The following is a 19,182-nucleotide window of genomic DNA, read 5'->3' as shown; positions in this document are numbered from 1 at the left end:
GCTCAGTTCTCCTCGCGGCTGTTGGCCAGGGTTTCAATGGTCAGGTTGTCGTTGGTGAAGACGCAGATGCCGGCGGCAATGTGCAGGCTCTTCTCCACGATATCGCGGGCACTCAGTTCGGTGTTTTCCACCAGTGCGCGGGCAGATGCCAGGGCGTAGTTGCCGCCAGAGCCGATGGCGATGACACCGTCTTCCGGTTCGATCACGTCACCGTTACCTGAAATCAGATAGGTTTTTTCCTGGTTGGCCACCAGCATTAGCGCTTCAAGGCGTCGCAGGGCGCGGTCGGAGCGCCACTCACGGGCGAGATGGATGACCGCATTCACGATATTGCCCTGGTGCTTGTCCAGCTGCTGCTCGAACAGGTCACGCAGGGTGATGGCGTCTGCGGTACTGCCGGCAAACCCCGTGATCACCTGGTGCTTGGGCAGGGTATTAACCTTTTTGGCGGTGCCTTTCATTACGGTATTGCCAAGTGAAACCTGGCCATCACCGCCAACCACTACCTGGTCGCCACGGCGCACGGAAACAATTGTTGTCATAACAGAAAAATCCTATCGGTATCTCTAATGCCTACAGATATGGATGCAGGTGACAGGATTTCAAGGGGGGAGACCCGGATCAGTCGATCCGGATCTGCATTGGCAGGATACTGAGCTTGCCCAGCTTGTTACGCGCCTTGTTCATGGCCGTCTTGTTGTCGAACGGGCCCAGGCGAACACGGTACCAGATGCCACTGCTGCCGGAGGACTGATCCACCTTGACGCCGGGCAGTCCCTGCAGGATCAGCTTGGCGCGCATGCTCTCGGCATCGGACTTGTTACGGAAGGAACCGGCCTGCAACAGGTATCGGTGCTCCATCTTTGCGTCCTTGGGCGTGGACTTGTACACATCCACCTTGGGGGCCACCACTTCCGTTTTGGGCAACATTTCGTAGAACTCAAACTTGCTCTGCTTGGGTTCTTCCGCTGCCGGTGCCGGCTCGGGCTCCGCTTTTGCCACGGGTTTCGCCGCCGGTTTGGGGGCCGGCTTGGGCGCGACCTTTTCTACCTTGGGCGTAGTGGCCGTGCTTGGCTGCGGCGGTGTCTGCAGCAGGGTATACAGCAGAAAGCCCAGCCCGCCCAATACCAGGGGCGTGAACAGTATTAACCCCCAGGGCTTGCGCCTTGGTGGTGGCGGGGCTGCTTTTTTCGGCGCTGCCTTGCGCGGCTGGGCGCGGCTGGCACTGTTGCCGCCACGCCGCTTGCGAGCGTAATCCTGCTTCGCCATGGGTTACATCTGCTCCGGTGCGGACACGCCCAGCAGTTTGAGGCCGTTGGCCAGTACCTGGCGTACAGAGACGCTCAGGGTCAGGCGGGCATTACGCAGTTCGGCATCGTCAATGATCAGCTTGTGGCCGTTGTACCAGGTGTGGAAGTCACCGGCCAGATCGCGCAGATAGTTGGCCAGCATGTGCGGTTCGAAGTTGAGTGCCGCGTGCTGCAGGGTTTCCGGATACTTGGCCAGCTGCTTGACCAGGTCCTTCTCGGTTTCGCTTTCCAGACGCTCCAGAGACGCCAGGCCGGCAGCCTGATCCCAGGCCATGCCTTCGCTGTCCAGCTTGCGCAGTACCGAGCAGACACGGGCGTGGGCGTACTGGATGTAGTACACCGGGTTGTCCTTGGATTCGGACTTGGCCAGCTCCAGGTCGAAGTCCATGTGCTGATCCGCTTTACGGGTCACATAGAAGAAGCGGCAGGCGTCGTTACCCACTTCGTTGCGCAGTTCACGCAGGGTCACGAAGGAGCCAGAGCGGGTGGACATCTGTACGCGTTCGCTGCCGCGATACAGGATGGCAAACTGCACCAGACGCACTTCCAGTTTCTCCGGGTCGTAGCCCATCGCCTGGATGGCGGCTTTAACACGGGCGATATAACCGTGGTGGTCAGCACCCCAGATATTCACCACCTTGTCGAAGCCACGCTCGAACTTGTTCATGTGGTAGGCGATGTCGGACGCGAAGTAGGTGGTCTGGCCGTTGGCACGTTTGACCACGCGGTCCTTGTCATCACCGAAGTCGGTAGAACGGAACCAGAGGTTGCCTTCCTCTTCGTACAGGTAGCCCTTGGCTTCCAGCTGTTCCAGCGCGCGGCTGACATCACCGCTGCTGGTCAGGGAGCGTTCGGAGAACCATTCCTGGTAATCAACACCAAACTCGGACAGGTCTTCACGAATGTCGCCCAGAATGGCGGTCAGGCCGGCATCGAACACGGTTTCGTAGTCATCACCCAGCAGCTGGCGGGCACGCTCGATCAGTGCATCGATGTGGATTTCCTTGTCACCACCAGCCGGTTCGTCAGCAGGGATCTCAAAGAAAACGTCGGCAGCCGGGAAGTTGAAGCGGTCGCCATGGTCCTTGATCAGGTCGTTGGCGATATCGCGAATGTAGTAACCCTGGTAACCATTGCTGGGGAAGGTCAGTTCCTGGTCGTTCAGTTCCAGGTAACGCAGCCAGACACTGACGGCCAGAATGTTCATCTGACGGCCGGCATCGTTGACGTAATATTCACGTTCCACTTCCACGCCGGCGGCTTCCAGCAGGTCAGAAACGGTCGCGCCGTAGGCGGCACCTCGGCCATGGCCCACGTGCAGCGGGCCGGTCGGGTTGGCGGATACGAATTCGACCTGCATGCGCGGGCCCGAGTTGGGCTGGGCGCGGCCAAAGCTGTCACCCTGCTCCAGGATCTCGCCGACAACGGCAAAGGTAGAGGCCTGGTTGGCAAAGAAGTTGATGAAGCCGGGGCCTGCAATCTCGGTTTTGTCGACGCTGCCGGATTGGGGCAGGGCATCACAGATTTGCTGTGCCAGTTCGCGCGGGTTTCGTCGTGCCGGCTTGGCCAGAGTCAGGGCAATGTTGCTGGCGAAGTCGCCGTGCGCCTTGTCGCGGGTGTTTTCCACCTGGATGTTGGGCGTGATGTCGGCCGGCAGGGTGCCGTCTGCGATCAGGGAATCGAGAGCCGTCTCGATCAACTGGGCAATCTGTTCTTTCATCGGGGTACTCTGGCTGGAATTGACGATCAGAATGATGCAATAAACCGGACATTATACGCCCTGCAGGTGGTCAATTGCCAATCAGTCGGATCCGGTTCGATAAAGGAGAGGCGCCTTTGTTTTGCTTTGGTCGTGTCTGGTGAGGGCGCCATGTGAATGCGACACGCTTTGCGTCATCCCTGACCGCTCGGGCTGCCGCCTTCCCTGGCGGCAGACGGTCGCCTTCACACGGCACCCACACCTGCCGGAATGGGCTTTTCAAGCTAGTAACTGTCGATCGGGTCCACATCCAGTGTCCAGCGTACCCGCCGTGCTTCCGGGTGTTCCTGCATCATGCTGACCAGCAGCGCCAGGGCTTGGTGTAAGGGTTTGCGTTGCCCGGCCTGAATCAGCATCTGGGCACGGAACAGGCCGGCACGTTTCTCCATCAAGGCCGGGAAGGGGCCGATGCAGTGCACATGTTCGGGCAGATATTGCTGCCCCCACTCACGCAGGCTGAGCAGGAAGTTTTCCGCCAACCCCTGACGGTTGGCTTCAGCCCGGATCAGGGCATGGTGGGAGAAGGGGGGCAGATGACCGCCCTGACGCAGGCGCAGTTCTTCACGGGCAAAAGGCTCGTAGCCGGCGTGTACCAGAGTGTTGAGCATGGGGTGATCGGCTTGCATGGTCTGCAGCACTACCTCGCCGGGATGATCCGCACGACCGGCTCGACCGGCTACTTGCAGAGTGAGCTGAGCAGTTTTCTCCATGCCGCGGAAATCGGCGCTGAACAGGCCAGCATCGGCATCGAGTATGGCGACCAGTGTTACTTTGGGGAAATGGTGGCCCTTGGCCAGCATCTGTGTGCCTACCAGAATGCAGGGCTCGCCCTTGTGAACCTCGGTCATGATTCTTTCCAGTGCGTTTTTGCGCTGGGTGCTGTCACGGTCCACGCGGTGGATGGGTACATCCGGGAAATGGACCTGCAAGCGATCTTCAATGCGTTCGGTGCCGCTACCAGCGGGGCGCAGCTGGTCACTGCCACATTGGCTGCAGCGGCGCGGGATTGGTGTCTGGCGGTCGCAGTGGTGGCAGTGCAGGTGCGGTGGCTGGCGGTGCAGCGTCATGCGGGCATCGCAGCGGGTGCAATCCACGGGGGTGCCGCAATCATGGCATACCAGCGCCGGCGAAAAACCGCGCCGGTTTAGGAAAATCAGTACCTGGGTCCCCTGGCGCAGATGCTGGTGGATACGGGCAAGCAAGCCGGAGGACAGGCCGGCATCCAGCGTTTGCTGCTTGATATCCATCAGCTCAAATTTTGGGGGGCGCGCATTACCTGCGCGTTGGGTCAGGCGCAGGTGCTCAAAGCGGCCACTGAGTGCATTCTGCAGTGACTCCAGCGAAGGGGTAGCGCTGCCCAGAAGGACGGGTACGTTGAGCTGACGGGCACGGTACACGGCCAGGTCGCGGGCGTGGTAGCGAAAGCCGTCCTGCTGTTTAAAGGAGCCGTCGTGTTCTTCGTCAACAATAATGATGCCGGGATGCTTGAGCGGGGTGAAAATGGCCGAGCGCGTGCCGATCAGAATTCGGGCGCTGCCTTCGCGGGCCCAGAGCCAGGCATCCAGGCGCTGGCGGTCGGTCATGCCTGAATGCAGGGCCAGAACCGGGACGTTGAAGCGCGCCTTGAAGCGGGCGGTTGTCTGCGGTGTGAGGCCGATTTCGGGTACCAGTACCAGAGCCTGTTTGCCCTGTTCCAGCACATGTTGGATCGCCTGCAGATACACTTCGGTCTTGCCCGAGCCGGTAACACCTTCCAGCAGTAGTGGCAGGAATCCGTTGGCCTGCTGCAGACGTGAAACCACGGCGCCCTGTTCGTTATTCAGAGTCAGGGGGGCTTCGCGCAGCACCTGTTCCTGCTCGTCGGCGTGTGGCAGTTGCGGGCGCTTTTCCATGCTGGCCGCCAGTCCTTTACTCTCCAGCGTTCGCAGCAATTTGGGGTCGCCCCCCTCTGCTTTCAGAGCATCGGTACTGATACCCTGAGGGTGCTCCAGTAGCAGTTGCAGCAGTTCGCGCTGGCGATGGGCATTGCTGGCCAACTGGGACAGCGATGCATCCTGACTGGCGCGCCAGAGGGTTTGATGCTGAAAACGGTCCGACTGCCCCTGGCGCAAGAGTACGGGCAGGGCTTGCTGAAGTGCATCCCCCAGAGGGTGCTGGTAGTAGCGCGCAGCCCAGCAGGTCAGCTGATAAAGCTCATCGCAGAGCACCGGTATTTCATCCAGCACTTCCAGCGCAGCTTTGAGCTTGTCGGGTGGACAGTCGCTCTCGGTTTCTGCAACCCGGTCGACCAGAATACCGATCACCTCACGGTTACCGAAGGGGACGCGTACCCGGCAACCGGGCGCTGCATCAACTGCGCCGTACACGGGCGGTCGATAGTCAAATAGTCGGTGCAAGGGAGAGGGTATTGCCAGACGAAAAATCAGCATCGGCGCGGCACATATGGGTTGGCTTTGATCATGGCGATAGTCTAACAGGCGAGAGCCTGACAACCTATGCCGGCCCGGCAGCTTGGCAAGGTGCTTATTAAGGTGGCGGTAAAGCCCTTTTTTGCTTGTGAGTGGCGACTTGCATGCGTATAATTTTGCGCCTTAGTTGTAACGAACGACGGCTGTCTTTTGGCGGGCAAAGTGTTTCAGACATATTGCTCGGGGAATGACAAGCCGATCCAGAATCGTGCGGTGCCTGGCGGCAATGAATTCGACCGGGTGGCGGCACGCCAATTTTATCGAGGTTTAAGATGAAAGCTGGTATCCATCCGGAATACACCGAAATCACCGTTACCTGCTCTTGCGGTAACGTAATGAACACCCGCTCTACTATGGGTAAAGACATGCTGGTCGACGTATGCAGCCAGTGTCACCCGTTCTACACAGGCAAGCAGAAGGAAGCGACTTCTGGTGGCCGTGTTGACCGCTTCAAGAAACGTTTCGGTTCTCGTGGCTTCAAGAACTAAGCAGTTCTTGCCAAGAGAGCACACGAAGAAGGCACCCCACTGGGGTGCCTTTTTTGTTTGTGCCTTGCTGACACTGCTCCCGTTTGAGCAGGTGTCTGCCCAGGAGGGCACCTGTCCCCGGCTGCTCGGTGGTGACTATGCCAGAGTGGCGCATGTGTATGATGGCGATACGCTGAAGCTGGCCGATGGGAGCCGTATTCGTTTGCTGGGTATCAATACACCCGAACTGGGTCGAGACGGGCGTCAGGATCAGCCGTTTGCTCGCAGTGCAGCCCAGTGGCTTGAGGTGCACACGCAGGGCCGCGAAGTGTATTGGGTGCAAGGCAGTGGCAAGCAGGATCGATATGGTCGCATGCTTGCTCACGTTTATTTGCCGGACGGCCGACTGGTCGCCGAGGGGCTGGCTGAGGCAGGTCTTGGGCACGTGCTGGCCAGAGGTGTGGGCCGGAATCTGGAAAGCTGCCTTTTTAAGGCCGAGGCACGCGCCAAGCGGGCCGGCAAGGGCGTATGGCAGCAAGGCGCTCGCCAGGCAAGCGATATTCGTCAGGGTGGCTTTGCGCTGGTAAAAGGCCGTATTACGCGAGTAACCCGGACATCGTCCGGTACTTATATGGATCTGGACAATCACCTGGCCCTGTTTCTGCCTGTCGAGCTGAAGGCTCAAGGGGCATCCGGCTGGCGCAGAGGTCAGCTGTTACAGGCGCGAGGCTGGATCATCGATCGCCAGAGACGCGGTCAGACGCAGTCATCAGGACGTCAGCGCTGGTTGCTGAAAATCACCCATTTACGCCATCTGCAGAGGCTCTGAAGTCGTAATCAGCATCGTCTGAAGGGCGGTTGTTGTGGATATTGCTTTTATATATGATGCAAGTCCGTCTTTTTACAACCTTAGTTGGAAACAGCAACCATGTCTCAAGACTTTAAACAAGCTGCCCTCGATTATCACGAGTTTCCTCGTCCGGGCAAAATCAGTGTAGAGCTGTCTACCTCTGCTGAGACTTCTCGCGATCTTTCCCTGGCGTATTCGCCGGGTGTGGCCGAGCCGGTCCGTGAGATCGCCAAGGACCCTGAAGCAGCGTACCGCTACACTGCCAAGGGTAACCTGGTTGCCGTGATCTCCAACGGTTCCGCTATCCTGGGTCTGGGCGACCTGGGTCCGTTGGCTTCCAAGCCGGTAATGGAAGGTAAGTCCCTGCTGTTCAAGCGTTTCGCCAATATCGATTCCATCGATATCGAAGTAGACGCCGAGAGCCCGCAGGCCTTCATCGATACGGTTGCCCGTATTGCTGAAACCTTTGGTGGAATCAATCTGGAAGACATCAAGGCACCTGAATGCTTCGAGATCGAGCGCGTCCTGATCGAACGCTGCAACATCCCTGTATTCCACGATGACCAGCACGGCACCGCGATTGTAACGGCGGCCGGCATGATCAACGCACTGGAACTGGCCGGCAAGAAGCTGGAAGAAGCACAGATCGTATGCTTGGGTGCGGGCGCTGCTGCCAGCGCATGCATGAAGCTGCTGATCAATATGGGTGCCAAGGTCGAAAACATCTTCATGCTGGACCGTAAGGGTGTGATCCACTCCGGTCGCGAAGATCTGACTCCGGAAAAAGCGGCATTTGCCACTGAAACCGATAAACGTACTCTGGAAGACGCAATTGAAGGCGCAGACGTATTTGTAGGTCTGTCTGGTCCTGATCTGCTGTCTCCAGAAGATCTGCTGAAGATGGCGGACAACCCGATCGTCTTCGCTTGCGCGAACCCGGATCCCGAAATTAAACCGGATCTGGCGCGTGCGACCCGCTCTGATGTGATCATGGCTACCGGTCGTTCTGATTACCCGAACCAGGTTAACAACGTACTGGGCTTCCCGTTCATCTTCCGTGGCGCGCTGGACGTTCGTGCAACCGCCATCAACGAAGATATGAAAGCGGCAGCCGTACGTGCGCTGGCAGATCTGGCCAAAGAGCCGGTAACGCCGGAAGTACTGAATGCCTACGGCCTTCAGGAGCTTGAATTCGGTCGCGATTACATTCTGCCGAAGGCAACAGACTCCCGTCTGCTGGGCGCGATTTCTCACGCCGTTGCCAAGGCTGCGATCGATACTGGCGTGGCACGTCTGCCGATGCCTGAGCACTACCCTCTGTAAGTTGGTGGGTAAACCGCAGCATCGGATGATGGTGCGGGAAGATACAAAAAACCGCTGCTTCGGCAGCGGTTTTTTTATGTCCGAACGCGGCACTCGGTTAGCTAGTAACTGAAGATGGCTTCAGTGGCCGGTGCCTGCATTTGCTGCTCCGGGCTGCGAGCCGTTTCAGTGGGCACGTCCTCGGTACGGAAGTACTCATAGATGGCATTCTCCTGACCGGAATAGGCGCGTTTGCCGCTGGCCGGATCGATACGAATACGCACCACCCCCGCCGGTGCCGAAGGCCGGTTCTCGGGTACGCCTTCGAGCGCATCTTCCATAAAGTCGATCCAGATCGGCAGGGCTCGGCTGCTGCCATACTCGCCGCGTCCCAGCGGGCTTGGCTGGTCAAAGCCGACCCAGGTGGTGGCGACCAACTCCGTGTTGAAGCCGCTGAACCAGACATCCTTCTGCTCGTTGGTGGTACCGGTTTTGCCGGCCAAGTCAGAGCGTTTCAGTGCCAGCGCGCGGCGTCCGGTGCCGCGGTTGATAACATCGTTCATGATGTCATACATCAGGAAGGCGTTGCGCGGACTGATGATCCGCTCGGCATATCGCGGATGTTGGGGGGCATCGGCGGGCTGCAGAATTGAAGTCACCGCGATCTCGCCCTCGGCTGCCTGGGGCTCAGCAGGTGTTGGCTCAGCAGCTATTGGTACAGCTGCTGTGGTTGTACCCTGCTCGCCGGTATCGCCCTCGCATTCCGAGCAGGCTTGCAGCGGGTTGGCCTTCAGCAGCATCTTGCCTTCGGCATCGGTAATGTGGCTGATCAGGTAGGGTTCAACGCGAAAACCACCGTTTGCCAGCGCGGCATAGCCCGTCACTACCTGAAGTGGTGTGGCCGAGGCGCTGCCCAGCGATAGTGACAGGTTAGCTGGGAAGCGGTCAGGCTCGAAGCCAAAACGCAGCATGAACTGGCGCGCCTGCTCGATTCCCAGTGCACGCATCAAGCGGATGGAAACCAGGTTACGGGAGCGATACAGTGCTTCACGCAGGCGGGTGGGGCCGTTGAATTCGCCATTGTCGTTCTCAGGACGCCAGGCACCTTCAAGGCTGACGTCATGAAACACCACCGGTGCATCGTTTATGATGGAGGCAGGGGTGAAGCCGTTTTCAAGCGCTGCGGTGTACAGGAACGGCTTGATGTTGGAGCCCGGCTGGCGGTAGGCCTGAGTCGCACGATTGAACTTGTTGTGATAGAAGCTGAAACCACCCACCAGTGCGCGAACGGCACCATCCTGAGGGGCCAGGGCTGCCAGTGCACCCTGTACTTCGGGCAGCTGGGTCAGCTTAAGGTTACCTTCGGCATCATTCATAACGCGAATGACGTCGCCGGCGCTGACGACATCGGCAGGTGTTTTGGGTGCAGGGCCTGTCCAGTGGATGCTGCGGAAAGGACGCGCCCATTTGATGCCGGCCCAGTCCAAACGTACCTCGGTTTCGTCACGTAACAGCAGGTCTGCGCCCTCTGCGTCCACGGCCAGAACCAGTGCCGGTTCCAGGCCTGCATAGGCCGTGTGGTTCTGCAGGGCGTTGAGCTGATCGGCCGGGCTGAGAGCTTCAATGTCGATGCTGGCCTCGGCGCCGCGGTAACCGTGGCGCTCGGTGTAATCAAGCAGGCCGCGACGAACGGCTGCAGTGGCTTCTGCCTGCATACGGCTGTTGACGGTTGTCCACACGCGGTAGCCGTCGGTATACAGGTCTTCACCGTAAAGGTCGAACAGCTGCTGCCGCACCACCTCGGCAATGTAAGGCGCATTCAGCTCGATATCGCTGCGGTGGTAGCGGGCGTGGACCGGTGTCTCGATTGCGACATCATGGGCAGCAGTGTCGATATAGCCCAGCTTGAGCATGCGACCAAGAATCCAGTCGCGACGTTCTTTGGCACGCTCAGGGTTGGTGATCGGGTTAAAGGCGGAAGGTGCCTTGGGCAAGCCTGCGATCATGGCCAGCTCCGCCAGGCTCAGTTCATTGATGTTTTTGCCGTAGTAGGTATTGGCAGCAGCCTGGATGCCATAGGAGCGGTGACCTAAGTAGATCTTGTTGACATAGAGCTCCATGATCTCCTGTTTATCCAGCTCACGCTCGATCTGCAGGGACAGCAGAATTTCAACAAACTTGCGCTTGAAGGTTTGCTCGCGAGTAAGGAAGAAGTTTTTGGCCACCTGCATGGTGATTGTCGAGCCGCCGCTCTGAATACGCCCGGTTGAAGCCAGCTGAAAAGCTGCTCGGGTCAAGCCACGAATATCGATACCGAAATGATCAAAAAAGCGGGCATCTTCTGCTGCCTGTAACGCTTTAATGAAATCGTCAGGAATCTGTTCGAAACTCACCGGGGCGCGTTTCTTTTCGCCAAATTCTGCGATCAGTTTGTCATCGCTGGAATATATACGCAGTGGCGTTTGGAACTTAACCTGTCGCAATGTTTGCACATCCGGCATTTCTGGGCTGAAATAGAGATATGCCCCCGATAAAGCGACAACTCCCAGAAAGACGCCGATTAGCGACAGGGTTGCGAGCCATTTAAATAAACGTTTGAGAATTCGCATGCTGCCCTTCAAGATTAGCGAAAAAAATATAGAGCTGGATCATTATATAGGTGTGTGCTGGCGGGTCCAGAATGAACCGACAGTTTAAATTGTGCCCAATACAAGCTACATTGTGAGCGTTTGCGGGACTTCACCTGACTGATATAAGGAAAATGTCGTGCTCAGCTTTCTCAAGCCAAAGTCTGCCGGCTGGGTAGGAGTGGATATAGGCTCCTCTTCTGTCAAGCTTGTTGCTCTAAGTCAACATGGAAGAGCATATCGAATTCAGGGGTATGCTTCGGTGGCACTGCCTCCAGCTGCTGTTGTTGACGGAAATGTTGAAATCCCTGGTGAAGTCTCCAGTGCCATTGAAAGAGGCCTAAAGATTTGCGGGGGTAAGCTTAGCTCAGCTGTAACAGCTGTGCCTTCGTCTGCTGTTATTACAAAATATCTGGAAATCAGTAATGCCTTTGAAGGTCTGGAGCTAGAAGAACAAGTCCAGATTGAGGCAGATCAATTTATACCCTATCCCCTTGACGAGGTTGCCCTCGATTTTGAAGTGTTGGGGCCTGTCCAGAAAGCTCCTGACTTGAATGAGGTGTTGTTAGTCGCTTGTCGCCGCGATGATACGGATGCACGAGAAGATGCCATTAATGGCTCTGGCTTGAAGTGTGAGATTATTGACATCGACACCTATGCGACTGAGCGAGCGCTGACCCTCCTTGTGGATGATTTGGATGAAAGCAAAGTGACCGGGATCGTAGATATCGGTGCTGCGACGCTAACCCTTAATGTATTCAAAGGCTCTAAAATAATATACAACCGTGAGCAGGCTTTCGGTGGTAACGACCTCAGTAACATGATTCACCAACATAGTGGCTTGGATGTTGCTGAAGTTGAGAAGCAGCTTAACAGCGGTGAACTACCCGACGAAATTGTCGAAAATTTTGTCATGCCTTTCAGGCAAACAGTTGTTCAGCAAGTGTCACGGGCACTGCAGTTTTACTATTCTTCAGGGCCTCAGGGACAATTAAGCAAGCTGATCCTTGGTGGTGGAACATCCCGTTTGGCTGATTTGCCTGCTATGGTCCAAGAGGAAATTGGCGTCGCGACTGAGCTTGCCAACCCTTTCAAGAATGTGGAAGTAGACGCCAAAATCAACCCCACACGCCTTGAGCACGACTCCCCAAGCCTTCTGAAAGCTTGTGGTTTGGCATTAAGAAGTTTTGATATTTAGCGACATAGGGACTATGTATGGCTCGTATTAATCTCAGGCCCTGGCGACAAGAACGCGATGAACGTTTGCAAAAACGCTTCATCGGTAACTTGGTTGCTGCGGGCTTACTGGGTGCTCTTTGCTTGCTGGGTGCCAGTTACTACTACGATATTCAGATGGATCGTCAGGATGAAAGGCAAAAATATCTGAATGCAGAAATTGTAAAACTTGACCGCAAGATTGAGGAAATCAACGAGCTTCGATCCAAACGTGAGCGCTTGCTAGCAAGGTTGAACGCAATTCAGCAGCTGCAGGGTAACCGCCCGGTTATCGTGAGGAGTTTTGATGAATTGGTCCGTGTTCTTCCGGACGGTGTTCATTATCAGACGCTTACAAGAAACAACGAAACTATCAGCGTAAATGGTCTTGCAGAAAACAACGATGAAATTTCTGCTTTCATGAGGCGGCTGGGTGGATCTATCTGGTTTGATGAGCCTGATTTGAGTGAGGTCAATAGGTCGGATGACCTGAAGAGATTTAATCTGCAGGTCAGGATGACTAAGCCAGATGCTGAGGAGGCTAAATAGTATGAAAAAAAATGCCTTCGAACAGGCTTTTCAAGGATTTGATCCCAACAACCTGGACTTCAATCAAGCTGGCAGTTGGCCCATAGGCGTTAAGGTGATCGTCTATGTTTTGGTGTTTGGTATTGTTCTTGGGGCAGGGCTGCAGTTTCTTGTTAAAGACAAACATGAAGCCTTGCAGAAAGAAATTGCTAAAGAACAGGACTTGAAAAGCGAGTACCAGCGAAAGGCTTTCCAGGTTGCCAGTCTTGATGCGCTTCGTAAGCAGATGGCTGATGTTGAAGAGCGATTTGCAGAGCTTCTCAAACAGTTACCAACTGACAAGGAAGTGCCCGGCCTTTTGGAAGATATTACGGAAATTGGTCAGGACGCAGGTTTGGTATTCAACCTCATTGCCTTGCAACCTGAGAGGAAGCAGCAGTTTTACGTTGAATTGCCGATCCGCATTCAAGTGAGAGGTACTTATCATCAGATGGGTGAGTTTGTAAGTGGTGTTGCGGCAATTCGCCGTATCGTTACTTTGCATGATTTCTCACTTAATCCTGCAGACGAAAACACTCTCTCGATGGAAATTAGTGCGAAGACATACCGATATGATGATACCAACTAATATTGGCAAAACTTTACCGAGATTTGGCTTCGCACTTTTAGTGGCCCTGTCGGCTGCAGGGTGTGTTTGGGTCGATGACACGGAAGACTTGAAGGCCTTTACCAGGGAGCAGCAGGCCCGTCCCAGTGGGCGAATTGAGCCTTTGCCTCAGTTTAAGCCGTATGAAAGTTTTGTGTATGAAGGCTCCAGCCTGAGGGACCCCTTCCGTTCGCTGGTAAAAAGCGAAAATAATAGAGCGGCGCTTACCGATGATAGTGTGAAGCCTGATACCGAGCGCCTCAAAGAATACCTGGAAGAATTTTCAGTTGATGAGCTGACTATGGTTGGAGTCATCACTGAACCCGGTCAAAGTCAGCTTTGGGCATTGATTCGTGATCCCAACAATGAAGTCCACCGTGTGCATCAAGGCAACTATCTTGGAAATGATTACGGTGAAGTTGTAGAAATTAGCGAGCGCAGTTTGGAATTGGTTGAAATCATTTCAAATGGGCGAGGTGGATGGATGCAGCGCCCCCGTACACTGTCGCTGGATAAGCAGGATTGATAAGGATGCAGACCGTGAATACTAACCGACGGAACCATAATAAGCAGAAGAGTGTGCGACAGTTTGCCCCTCTGTGTTTAATGTTGGGTGGGCTTTCCATTCTGCCTGGAGCAGTGAGTGCTGAAAGCATTCTGGAAGACGTTTCATTCACCACACGCCCCGGCCAGTCGGTAGAGGTTCGGATGCAGTTCGATTCTCCGCCTCCACAGCCTAAAGCTTACATGATTGAACAGCCCCCGCGTTTGGTTCTTGACCTGCCTGGGGTAAGCAGCTCTTTACGCCAAAAAATGCTATCAGTCAGGTCTGGTAGTATTGATAGCCTGCATTTTGCCGAGGCAAGTGACCGTACCCGAGTCGTAGCTAACCTGAATAACGTTGTCGGATATGACACGCGTGTTGATGGGAATTTGCTGCTGTTGGATGTGGGTGGTACGGCGTCGGCTTCTGGAAATACATCAGCAAGAGTATCGAACCCTGCGACTCATAAAGCGGATGAAACGGTTGATGGCTCCGGCTTTATCACAGGTGTTGATTTTCATCGTCTTGAGGGTGATGTAGGACGAATTACTGTAAATCTTGGCTCCTCAGACGTAGGTCTTGATGTGGTTGAAGAAAGTGGCAAAGTCGTCATCAATCTTGACGGGCTTGACCTTTCAACCGGATCACAAAGACTGGATGTTCAGGATTTCTCGACACCTGTCAATTTTATCGATGCTTTGGCAAAGGACAACAAGGCAACGATACTGGTCGAGCCCACTGCCGAACCTTACGACTATATGGTGTATCAGGTTGGCAGTAAGCTTGTGGTCGACTTCAAACCAATCACTGCTGCCGAGCAGGAAGAACAGAACAATTTGTTCCCTTACAACGGTGAGCGGATTGATCTGAACTTCCAGAATATTGAAGTGCGAACTGTTCTGCAGATCATTGCTGAAGTGGCCGAGAAGAACCTTGTCGTCAGTGATAATGTCCAAGGCGATCTCACCCTGCGACTAAAAAATGTTCCTTGGGATCAGGCACTTGATATCGTGTTGAAAACGCAGGGGCTTGATAAACGAGAAGCAGGTAATGTCCTTCTCATTGGTACTGCTGAAGAAATAGCAAAGCGTGAGAAAGCCGAACTGGAAAGTCAAAAAAGTGAGCAGCAGATAGCGCCGCTGGTGACGGATTTTGTTCAAATTGACTTCCGGAAAGCATCTGATATCAAAGAACGTATTATCGAAGCCAAGTTGATATCCGAGAAAGGTTTCGCCATGGCGGATGATGAAACCAATACGCTCATGGTTCGAGAAACTGCCAAACAACTGCAGGAAATTCGAAAAACCATTCAAATTTTTGATGTGGAAGTCCCTCAAATTCTGGTGCAGGCACGTTTGGTAACCGCTAGCTCCGATTTTGCCAAAAACATCGGTGTTCGCTGGGGGATGAGCGGCTCCGAGGACAATTGGACGGTGGGAAGTAATGCGGTTGTGCCTGGTACTGTTTCGAAGGCCCTTCAGGTTGACCTGGGTATACCAGATGCTACCAGCTCATTCGCTTTGGGTTTCCTGAGCAGTGACTTTGCCTTGAGCGCGGAACTTGCTGCATTGGAAAGCGATGGATCGGGTGAGCTCATTTCCCAGCCAAAGGTCATCACCACCAATGGTAAACCCGCCATGATTAAATCAGGCCAGGAAGTTGGTTATCAAGTGATTGAAGATGGTGATGTTGAAATTGAATGGAAAGATGTTGTTCTTCAGCTGGAAGTGACACCTCAGATCATTCCGGGTGGCAAAGTTGCAATGGAATTGGTTGTAACTGAAGATAGTATCGGCGAAATCCTTGATACCGGTGAAATCGCTATTGATACCACTGAGCTTTCAACTTCAGTTGTCGTTAATGATGGCGAAACTGTTGTACTAGGTGGCGTGTTCCAGGAGTCTCGTCGAGACGGTGTGAGTAAAGTCCCGTTCTTTGGTGATCTTCCGGTCGTTGGTGCTGCTTTCCGTAACAAGACCAGTGAGAAGACCAAGAATGAACTCCTGATCTTCATCACTCCGCAGATGATCCGAGAGTCACTTAGACGGTAAATAAACCCGGACGATAAGTACAAGAGCAGTAACAACTTGAATGTGTTTCTAATTGGCCCTATGGGTGCTGGTAAAAGCACCATAGGGCGTTTGCTTTCTCAAGAGCTTGGGCTTGAATTCTTCGATTCGGATCGTGAGATTGAGGCCCGGGCTGGTACCAATATCCCCTGGATTTTCGATGTTGAAGGCGAAAAAGGCTTTCGGCAGCGTGAAGAGCAGGCCATCGATGAACTGACACAGCGGGATAATATTATCCTGGCAACGGGTGGCGGAGCGGTATTACGCGAAGCTAACCGTAAGCACCTGCAAAGCCGAGGCCTGGTGGTCTATCTGCATACCTCGATCGAGCAGCAGTTGGAACGAACGGCAAAGGATCGTAACCGGCCCTTGCTGCAGACCGAGAACCCCCGCGCTGTTCTGGAAAAGCTGATTGCCGAGCGTGATCCGCTATACCGTTCCTGCTGTGATTTGATCATTAAAACCGATCGACGACGTCCCAGAGGGGTGGTGAATGACATCGTTCGCTTTTCTCGACGTCAGCAGCCGCTAAAATCAGTTGAATAAATCCTTCCTCGGAGACTCTCCACGATGCAAACACTGAGCGTTGATCTTGGCGCACGCAGTTATCCCATTCAGATCGGGCAGGGCCTGTTGTCCAAGCAGCTGCTACCGGCTCATATCAAGGGACGTCAGGTGATGGTGGTCAGTAACGAGACCGTGGCGCCCTTGTATCTGCAAACACTCTTGCAGCAGCTGGACGGCTATCAGGTTGATACGGTGATTTTGCCCGATGGCGAACAGTTTAAGGATCTGGAGCACGTCAACCGAATTTTCGATGCGCTGCTGGAAAAACGTCATAACCGCACTACAACCCTGATTGCGCTGGGTGGTGGTGTTGTGGGTGATATGACCGGTTTTGCCGCCGCCAGCTATCAGCGTGGTGTGGATTTCATCCAGGTGCCGACAACCTTGTTGTCTCAGGTTGATTCCTCAGTGGGGGGGAAAACCGGTGTAAACCACCCTCTGGGTAAAAACATGATCGGGGCTTTTCATCAGCCGCAGCAGGTGCTTGCCGACACTGATGTGTTGAACTCTCTGCCTGAGCGGGAGCTGTCGGCGGGTCTGGCCGAAGTGATCAAGTATGGTCTGATCTACGATGAAGCCTTCCTGAGCTGGCTGGAAGCCAATATGGCTGGCCTGCGTGCACGTGATCCCGAGGCGCTTGCCTATGCGATCTATCGTTCATGTGAAATCAAGGCAGAAATCGTCGCTCAGGACGAGCGTGAGTCAGGCATCCGTGCGTTGCTCAACCTGGGGCATACCTTTGGTCATGCGATCGAAACCGACCAGGGCTATGGTCAATGGCTGCATGGGGAAGCTGTTGGGGCGGGCACCTTGATGTCGGCTGATCTGTCGGCTCGTCTTGGCTGGTTGTCTCAGGCGGATCTCGACCGCGTCAAAACCCTGCTGCAGTCGGCAGGGCTGCCGGTTGTCGCGCCTGAAGCGATGACACCTGAGCGTTTCAAAGAGCTGATGGCTGTGGATAAAAAGGTGTTGGATGGTCAGTTGCGCCTTGTGTTGTTGAAATCTTTGGGTCAGGGTGTTGTCACAGCAGAGTTCCCCGTGGAAAAACTGGACGAAACACTGTCTGCCGGGGCACAACTGGGTCAACTTTAACAGGAATAGCAGGTCATCATGGCTGATGCGCTGGACTACTTTGAACCGGAATCTCGCCTGCAGCAGCGGGAGAAGCTGAAGCACCTGATGCGCTTCTCGGATTTCCTTCTGCTTATTACAGGGGAAACCGGAAGTGGCAAGTCAGCATTGTTGCAGCAACTGGCGCCGGACCCTCACCAGAGTGCGGATGTGGTTGCGCACTTGCAGCTGGATGACAGCACTGATGTGACAGCCGTGCTCACTCAGTTGGTCTCGGCGCTGGATCTGCAGGTACAGGATGATAATCGTCTGCGTCTCTCTGCACTACACGCCAAGGCGCGTCAATTGGCTGATGATGACGTGCCCCTGATTCTCCTGATCGACGATGCAGACTACCTTACCAACAACGCGCTGGAACTGCTGATCAATTTTGTGACGGCAGAACGAGGCGCTGCACCGCGCCTGCTGATGACCGGCTCACCTGCATTTGAGGAGCGTTTTCAGGACCTGGGGCTGGCCCAGTCAATGGATGGGCACCTTCATATCGAGCGTCTGGAAGCATTTACTGCGGCGGAATCCTCGGAGTATCTTGAATCTCTGTTGCCGCATGGGGTGGAGCTGGGTGCGCGCCAGTTACGCACCCTGGTGGAAAAGGCTGAAGGCCGCCCGGGCCGTCTGCGTACATTGGCAGCCGAGCACCTGCGCAAGGATGGCGGTCGTTCGGCAAAAATGCCCATGGTTTTGCCGCCCCTGCATATCACGGCTTCGGCACTGATTCTGCTGCTGGTGTTCTCTGTTGCCATCTGGCAATACCTGCCTGAAGATGAGGAAGTACCGGTCGTTACTGAACGTGTCAGCCTGCCGCTGCCGATGGTGTCAGCTGCAGATACGGAAGCCCCGGTTAAAACACTGGAGTTGGCTGAAGTGCAAGTCGCGACACCTGTTGAGCCGGTGTTGAACGCGGATGCCGAGCAGAACGCTACTGTAAATCAGGGGGAGCCATCGCAGGACTCTGACAACCTTGATGCGGCCGAAGATGCGACACCAACAACGCCGGTAGAGCCCAAGCCAGAGCCCAAACCGGAGCCCAAACCGGAGCCCAAACCGGAGCCCAAACCGGAGCCTAAACCGGAGCCTAAACCGGAGCCTAAACCGGAGCCTAAACCGGAGCCTAAACCGGAGCCCAAACCGGAGCCCAAACCGGAGCCCAAGCCAGAGCCTAAACCAGAGCCTAAACCGGAACCTAAACCGGAACCTAAACCGGAACCTAAACCGGAACCTAAACCGGAACCGCAGGCTCAGCCGTCTTCAGGTGTGGCCCAGGCGTACCAGCGTGAACCCGAGTTGCTGAACTGGCCGGATCGAGGCTATACCCTGCAGATGCTGGGAGCACGCGAAGAGAAGAGCGTGAAGGCGTTTCTGGATGCGCAGGCACAGCCCGAGCGTTTCTATTACTTCAGTACGATCTTCAAGGGCAAGCCCTGGCATGTTGTGGTGTATGGGCAGTATGCAGACCGAAATTCGGCCTTGAATGCCGTTTCGGGGCTACCGGCAGCGTTGCAAAAATTGCGTCCCTGGGCACGTTCTATTGCCGGTGTTAAAGCCGATATAAAGAAGAAAAATCAATAAGTTACATAAAAAATGGCGCCAGCAGGCGCCATTTTTTTTGGCCCTGTCAAGCGCTTGACCGGTTGGATAAAATTTGTTCTTTCGGGTCGGCGCATGTAAAATTGCATCCCCTTTTTGCCCGTCAAGCGAA

16 protein-coding genes are annotated in these 19,182 nt (G+C 55.0%); 11 read left to right on the top strand and 5 right to left on the bottom strand.

Annotated elements, in window-relative coordinates; genetic code table 11:
- Positions 1 to 2: 2 nt before the first annotated feature.
- The 4 genes from hslV to BW956_RS18935 form a co-directional block, all read right to left on the bottom strand.
- The gene (gene hslV, locus BW956_RS18950) at positions 3 to 542 is read right to left on the bottom strand and encodes an ATP-dependent protease subunit HslV (protein ID WP_010324715.1); all 540 of its coding nucleotides are present in this window, start codon (positions 540 to 542) and stop codon (positions 3 to 5) included.
- A gap of 79 nt (positions 543 to 621) precedes the next feature.
- Positions 622 to 1,269: an SPOR domain-containing protein gene (locus BW956_RS18945; protein WP_076465342.1), complete on the bottom strand. Its 648-nt coding sequence runs from the start codon at positions 1,267 to 1,269 to the stop codon at positions 622 to 624.
- A gap of 3 nt (positions 1,270 to 1,272) precedes the next feature.
- A complete protein-coding gene (gene argS / locus BW956_RS18940) occupies positions 1,273 to 3,030 on the bottom strand; it encodes an arginine--tRNA ligase (protein ID WP_010324713.1) in 1,758 nt (585 codons plus the stop codon).
- 263 nt (positions 3,031 to 3,293) lie between these two features.
- Positions 3,294 to 5,498 (bottom strand): primosomal protein N', encoded by a 2,205-nt coding sequence (locus tag BW956_RS18935; RefSeq protein WP_076465340.1) that lies wholly within the window; start codon positions 5,496 to 5,498, stop codon positions 3,294 to 3,296.
- 311 nt (positions 5,499 to 5,809) lie between these two features.
- Between BW956_RS18935 and rpmE the strand changes: the two genes are divergently transcribed.
- From rpmE to BW956_RS18920, 3 genes are all read left to right on the top strand, one after another.
- Positions 5,810 to 6,025 (top strand): 50S ribosomal protein L31, encoded by a 216-nt coding sequence (gene rpmE / locus BW956_RS18930; RefSeq protein WP_010324711.1) that lies wholly within the window; start codon positions 5,810 to 5,812, stop codon positions 6,023 to 6,025.
- A gap of 64 nt (positions 6,026 to 6,089) precedes the next feature.
- On the top strand, positions 6,090 to 6,833 hold the full coding sequence (locus BW956_RS18925; RefSeq protein ID WP_175612045.1) for a thermonuclease family protein: 744 nt from the start codon (positions 6,090 to 6,092) through the stop codon (positions 6,831 to 6,833).
- Positions 6,834 to 6,932: 99 nt separating this feature from the next.
- A complete protein-coding gene (locus BW956_RS18920) occupies positions 6,933 to 8,177 on the top strand; it encodes a malic enzyme-like NAD(P)-binding protein (RefSeq protein ID WP_076465335.1) in 1,245 nt (414 codons plus the stop codon).
- Positions 8,178 to 8,278: 101 nt separating this feature from the next.
- On the opposite strand, the gene BW956_RS18915 is transcribed toward BW956_RS18920, so the two are convergent.
- Positions 8,279 to 10,765, bottom strand: coding sequence for a penicillin-binding protein 1A (locus tag BW956_RS18915; RefSeq protein WP_076465332.1), 2,487 nt, complete (start codon positions 10,763 to 10,765; stop codon positions 8,279 to 8,281).
- A gap of 157 nt (positions 10,766 to 10,922) precedes the next feature.
- Between BW956_RS18915 and pilM the strand changes: the two genes are divergently transcribed.
- From pilM to BW956_RS22120, 8 genes are read left to right on the top strand one after another with little or no spacing between them, the layout of a single operon-like run.
- A complete protein-coding gene (gene pilM, locus BW956_RS18910) occupies positions 10,923 to 11,981 on the top strand; it encodes a type IV pilus assembly protein PilM (protein ID WP_010324707.1) in 1,059 nt (352 codons plus the stop codon).
- Between the two features lie 17 nt (positions 11,982 to 11,998).
- The gene (locus BW956_RS18905; protein ID WP_010324706.1) at positions 11,999 to 12,547 is read left to right on the top strand and encodes a PilN domain-containing protein; all 549 of its coding nucleotides are present in this window, start codon (positions 11,999 to 12,001) and stop codon (positions 12,545 to 12,547) included.
- A 1-nt stretch (position 12,548) separates the two neighbouring features.
- On the top strand, positions 12,549 to 13,154 hold the full coding sequence (locus tag BW956_RS18900; protein ID WP_076465329.1) for a type IV pilus inner membrane component PilO: 606 nt from the start codon (positions 12,549 to 12,551) through the stop codon (positions 13,152 to 13,154).
- Positions 13,138 to 13,698: a pilus assembly protein PilP gene (locus BW956_RS18895; RefSeq protein WP_076465326.1), complete on the top strand. Its 561-nt coding sequence runs from the start codon at positions 13,138 to 13,140 to the stop codon at positions 13,696 to 13,698. Before BW956_RS18900 ends, BW956_RS18895 begins: the two co-directional genes overlap by 17 nt.
- 5 nt (positions 13,699 to 13,703) lie before the next feature.
- On the top strand, positions 13,704 to 15,767 hold the full coding sequence (locus BW956_RS18890; RefSeq protein WP_076465324.1) for a type IV pilus secretin PilQ: 2,064 nt from the start codon (positions 13,704 to 13,706) through the stop codon (positions 15,765 to 15,767).
- 36 nt (positions 15,768 to 15,803) lie between these two features.
- Positions 15,804 to 16,331: a shikimate kinase AroK gene (gene aroK, locus BW956_RS18885; RefSeq protein ID WP_272941707.1), complete on the top strand. Its 528-nt coding sequence runs from the start codon at positions 15,804 to 15,806 to the stop codon at positions 16,329 to 16,331.
- A 24-nt stretch (positions 16,332 to 16,355) separates the two neighbouring features.
- Positions 16,356 to 17,444: a 3-dehydroquinate synthase gene (gene aroB / locus BW956_RS18880; protein ID WP_076465322.1), complete on the top strand. Its 1,089-nt coding sequence runs from the start codon at positions 16,356 to 16,358 to the stop codon at positions 17,442 to 17,444.
- 18 nt (positions 17,445 to 17,462) lie between these two features.
- A complete protein-coding gene (locus BW956_RS22120; protein WP_083703151.1) occupies positions 17,463 to 19,052 on the top strand; it encodes an SPOR domain-containing protein in 1,590 nt (529 codons plus the stop codon).
- The last annotated feature ends 130 nt before the right edge of the window (positions 19,053 to 19,182 follow it).

The organism is Marinobacterium stanieri (genome assembly GCF_900155945.1).
GTDB classification, from domain to species: Bacteria; Pseudomonadota; Gammaproteobacteria; order Pseudomonadales; family Balneatricaceae; genus Marinobacterium; species Marinobacterium stanieri.
The sequence above is the reverse complement of the archived record's forward strand: the minus strand, read 5'-3'. Positions and strand labels throughout refer to the sequence as shown.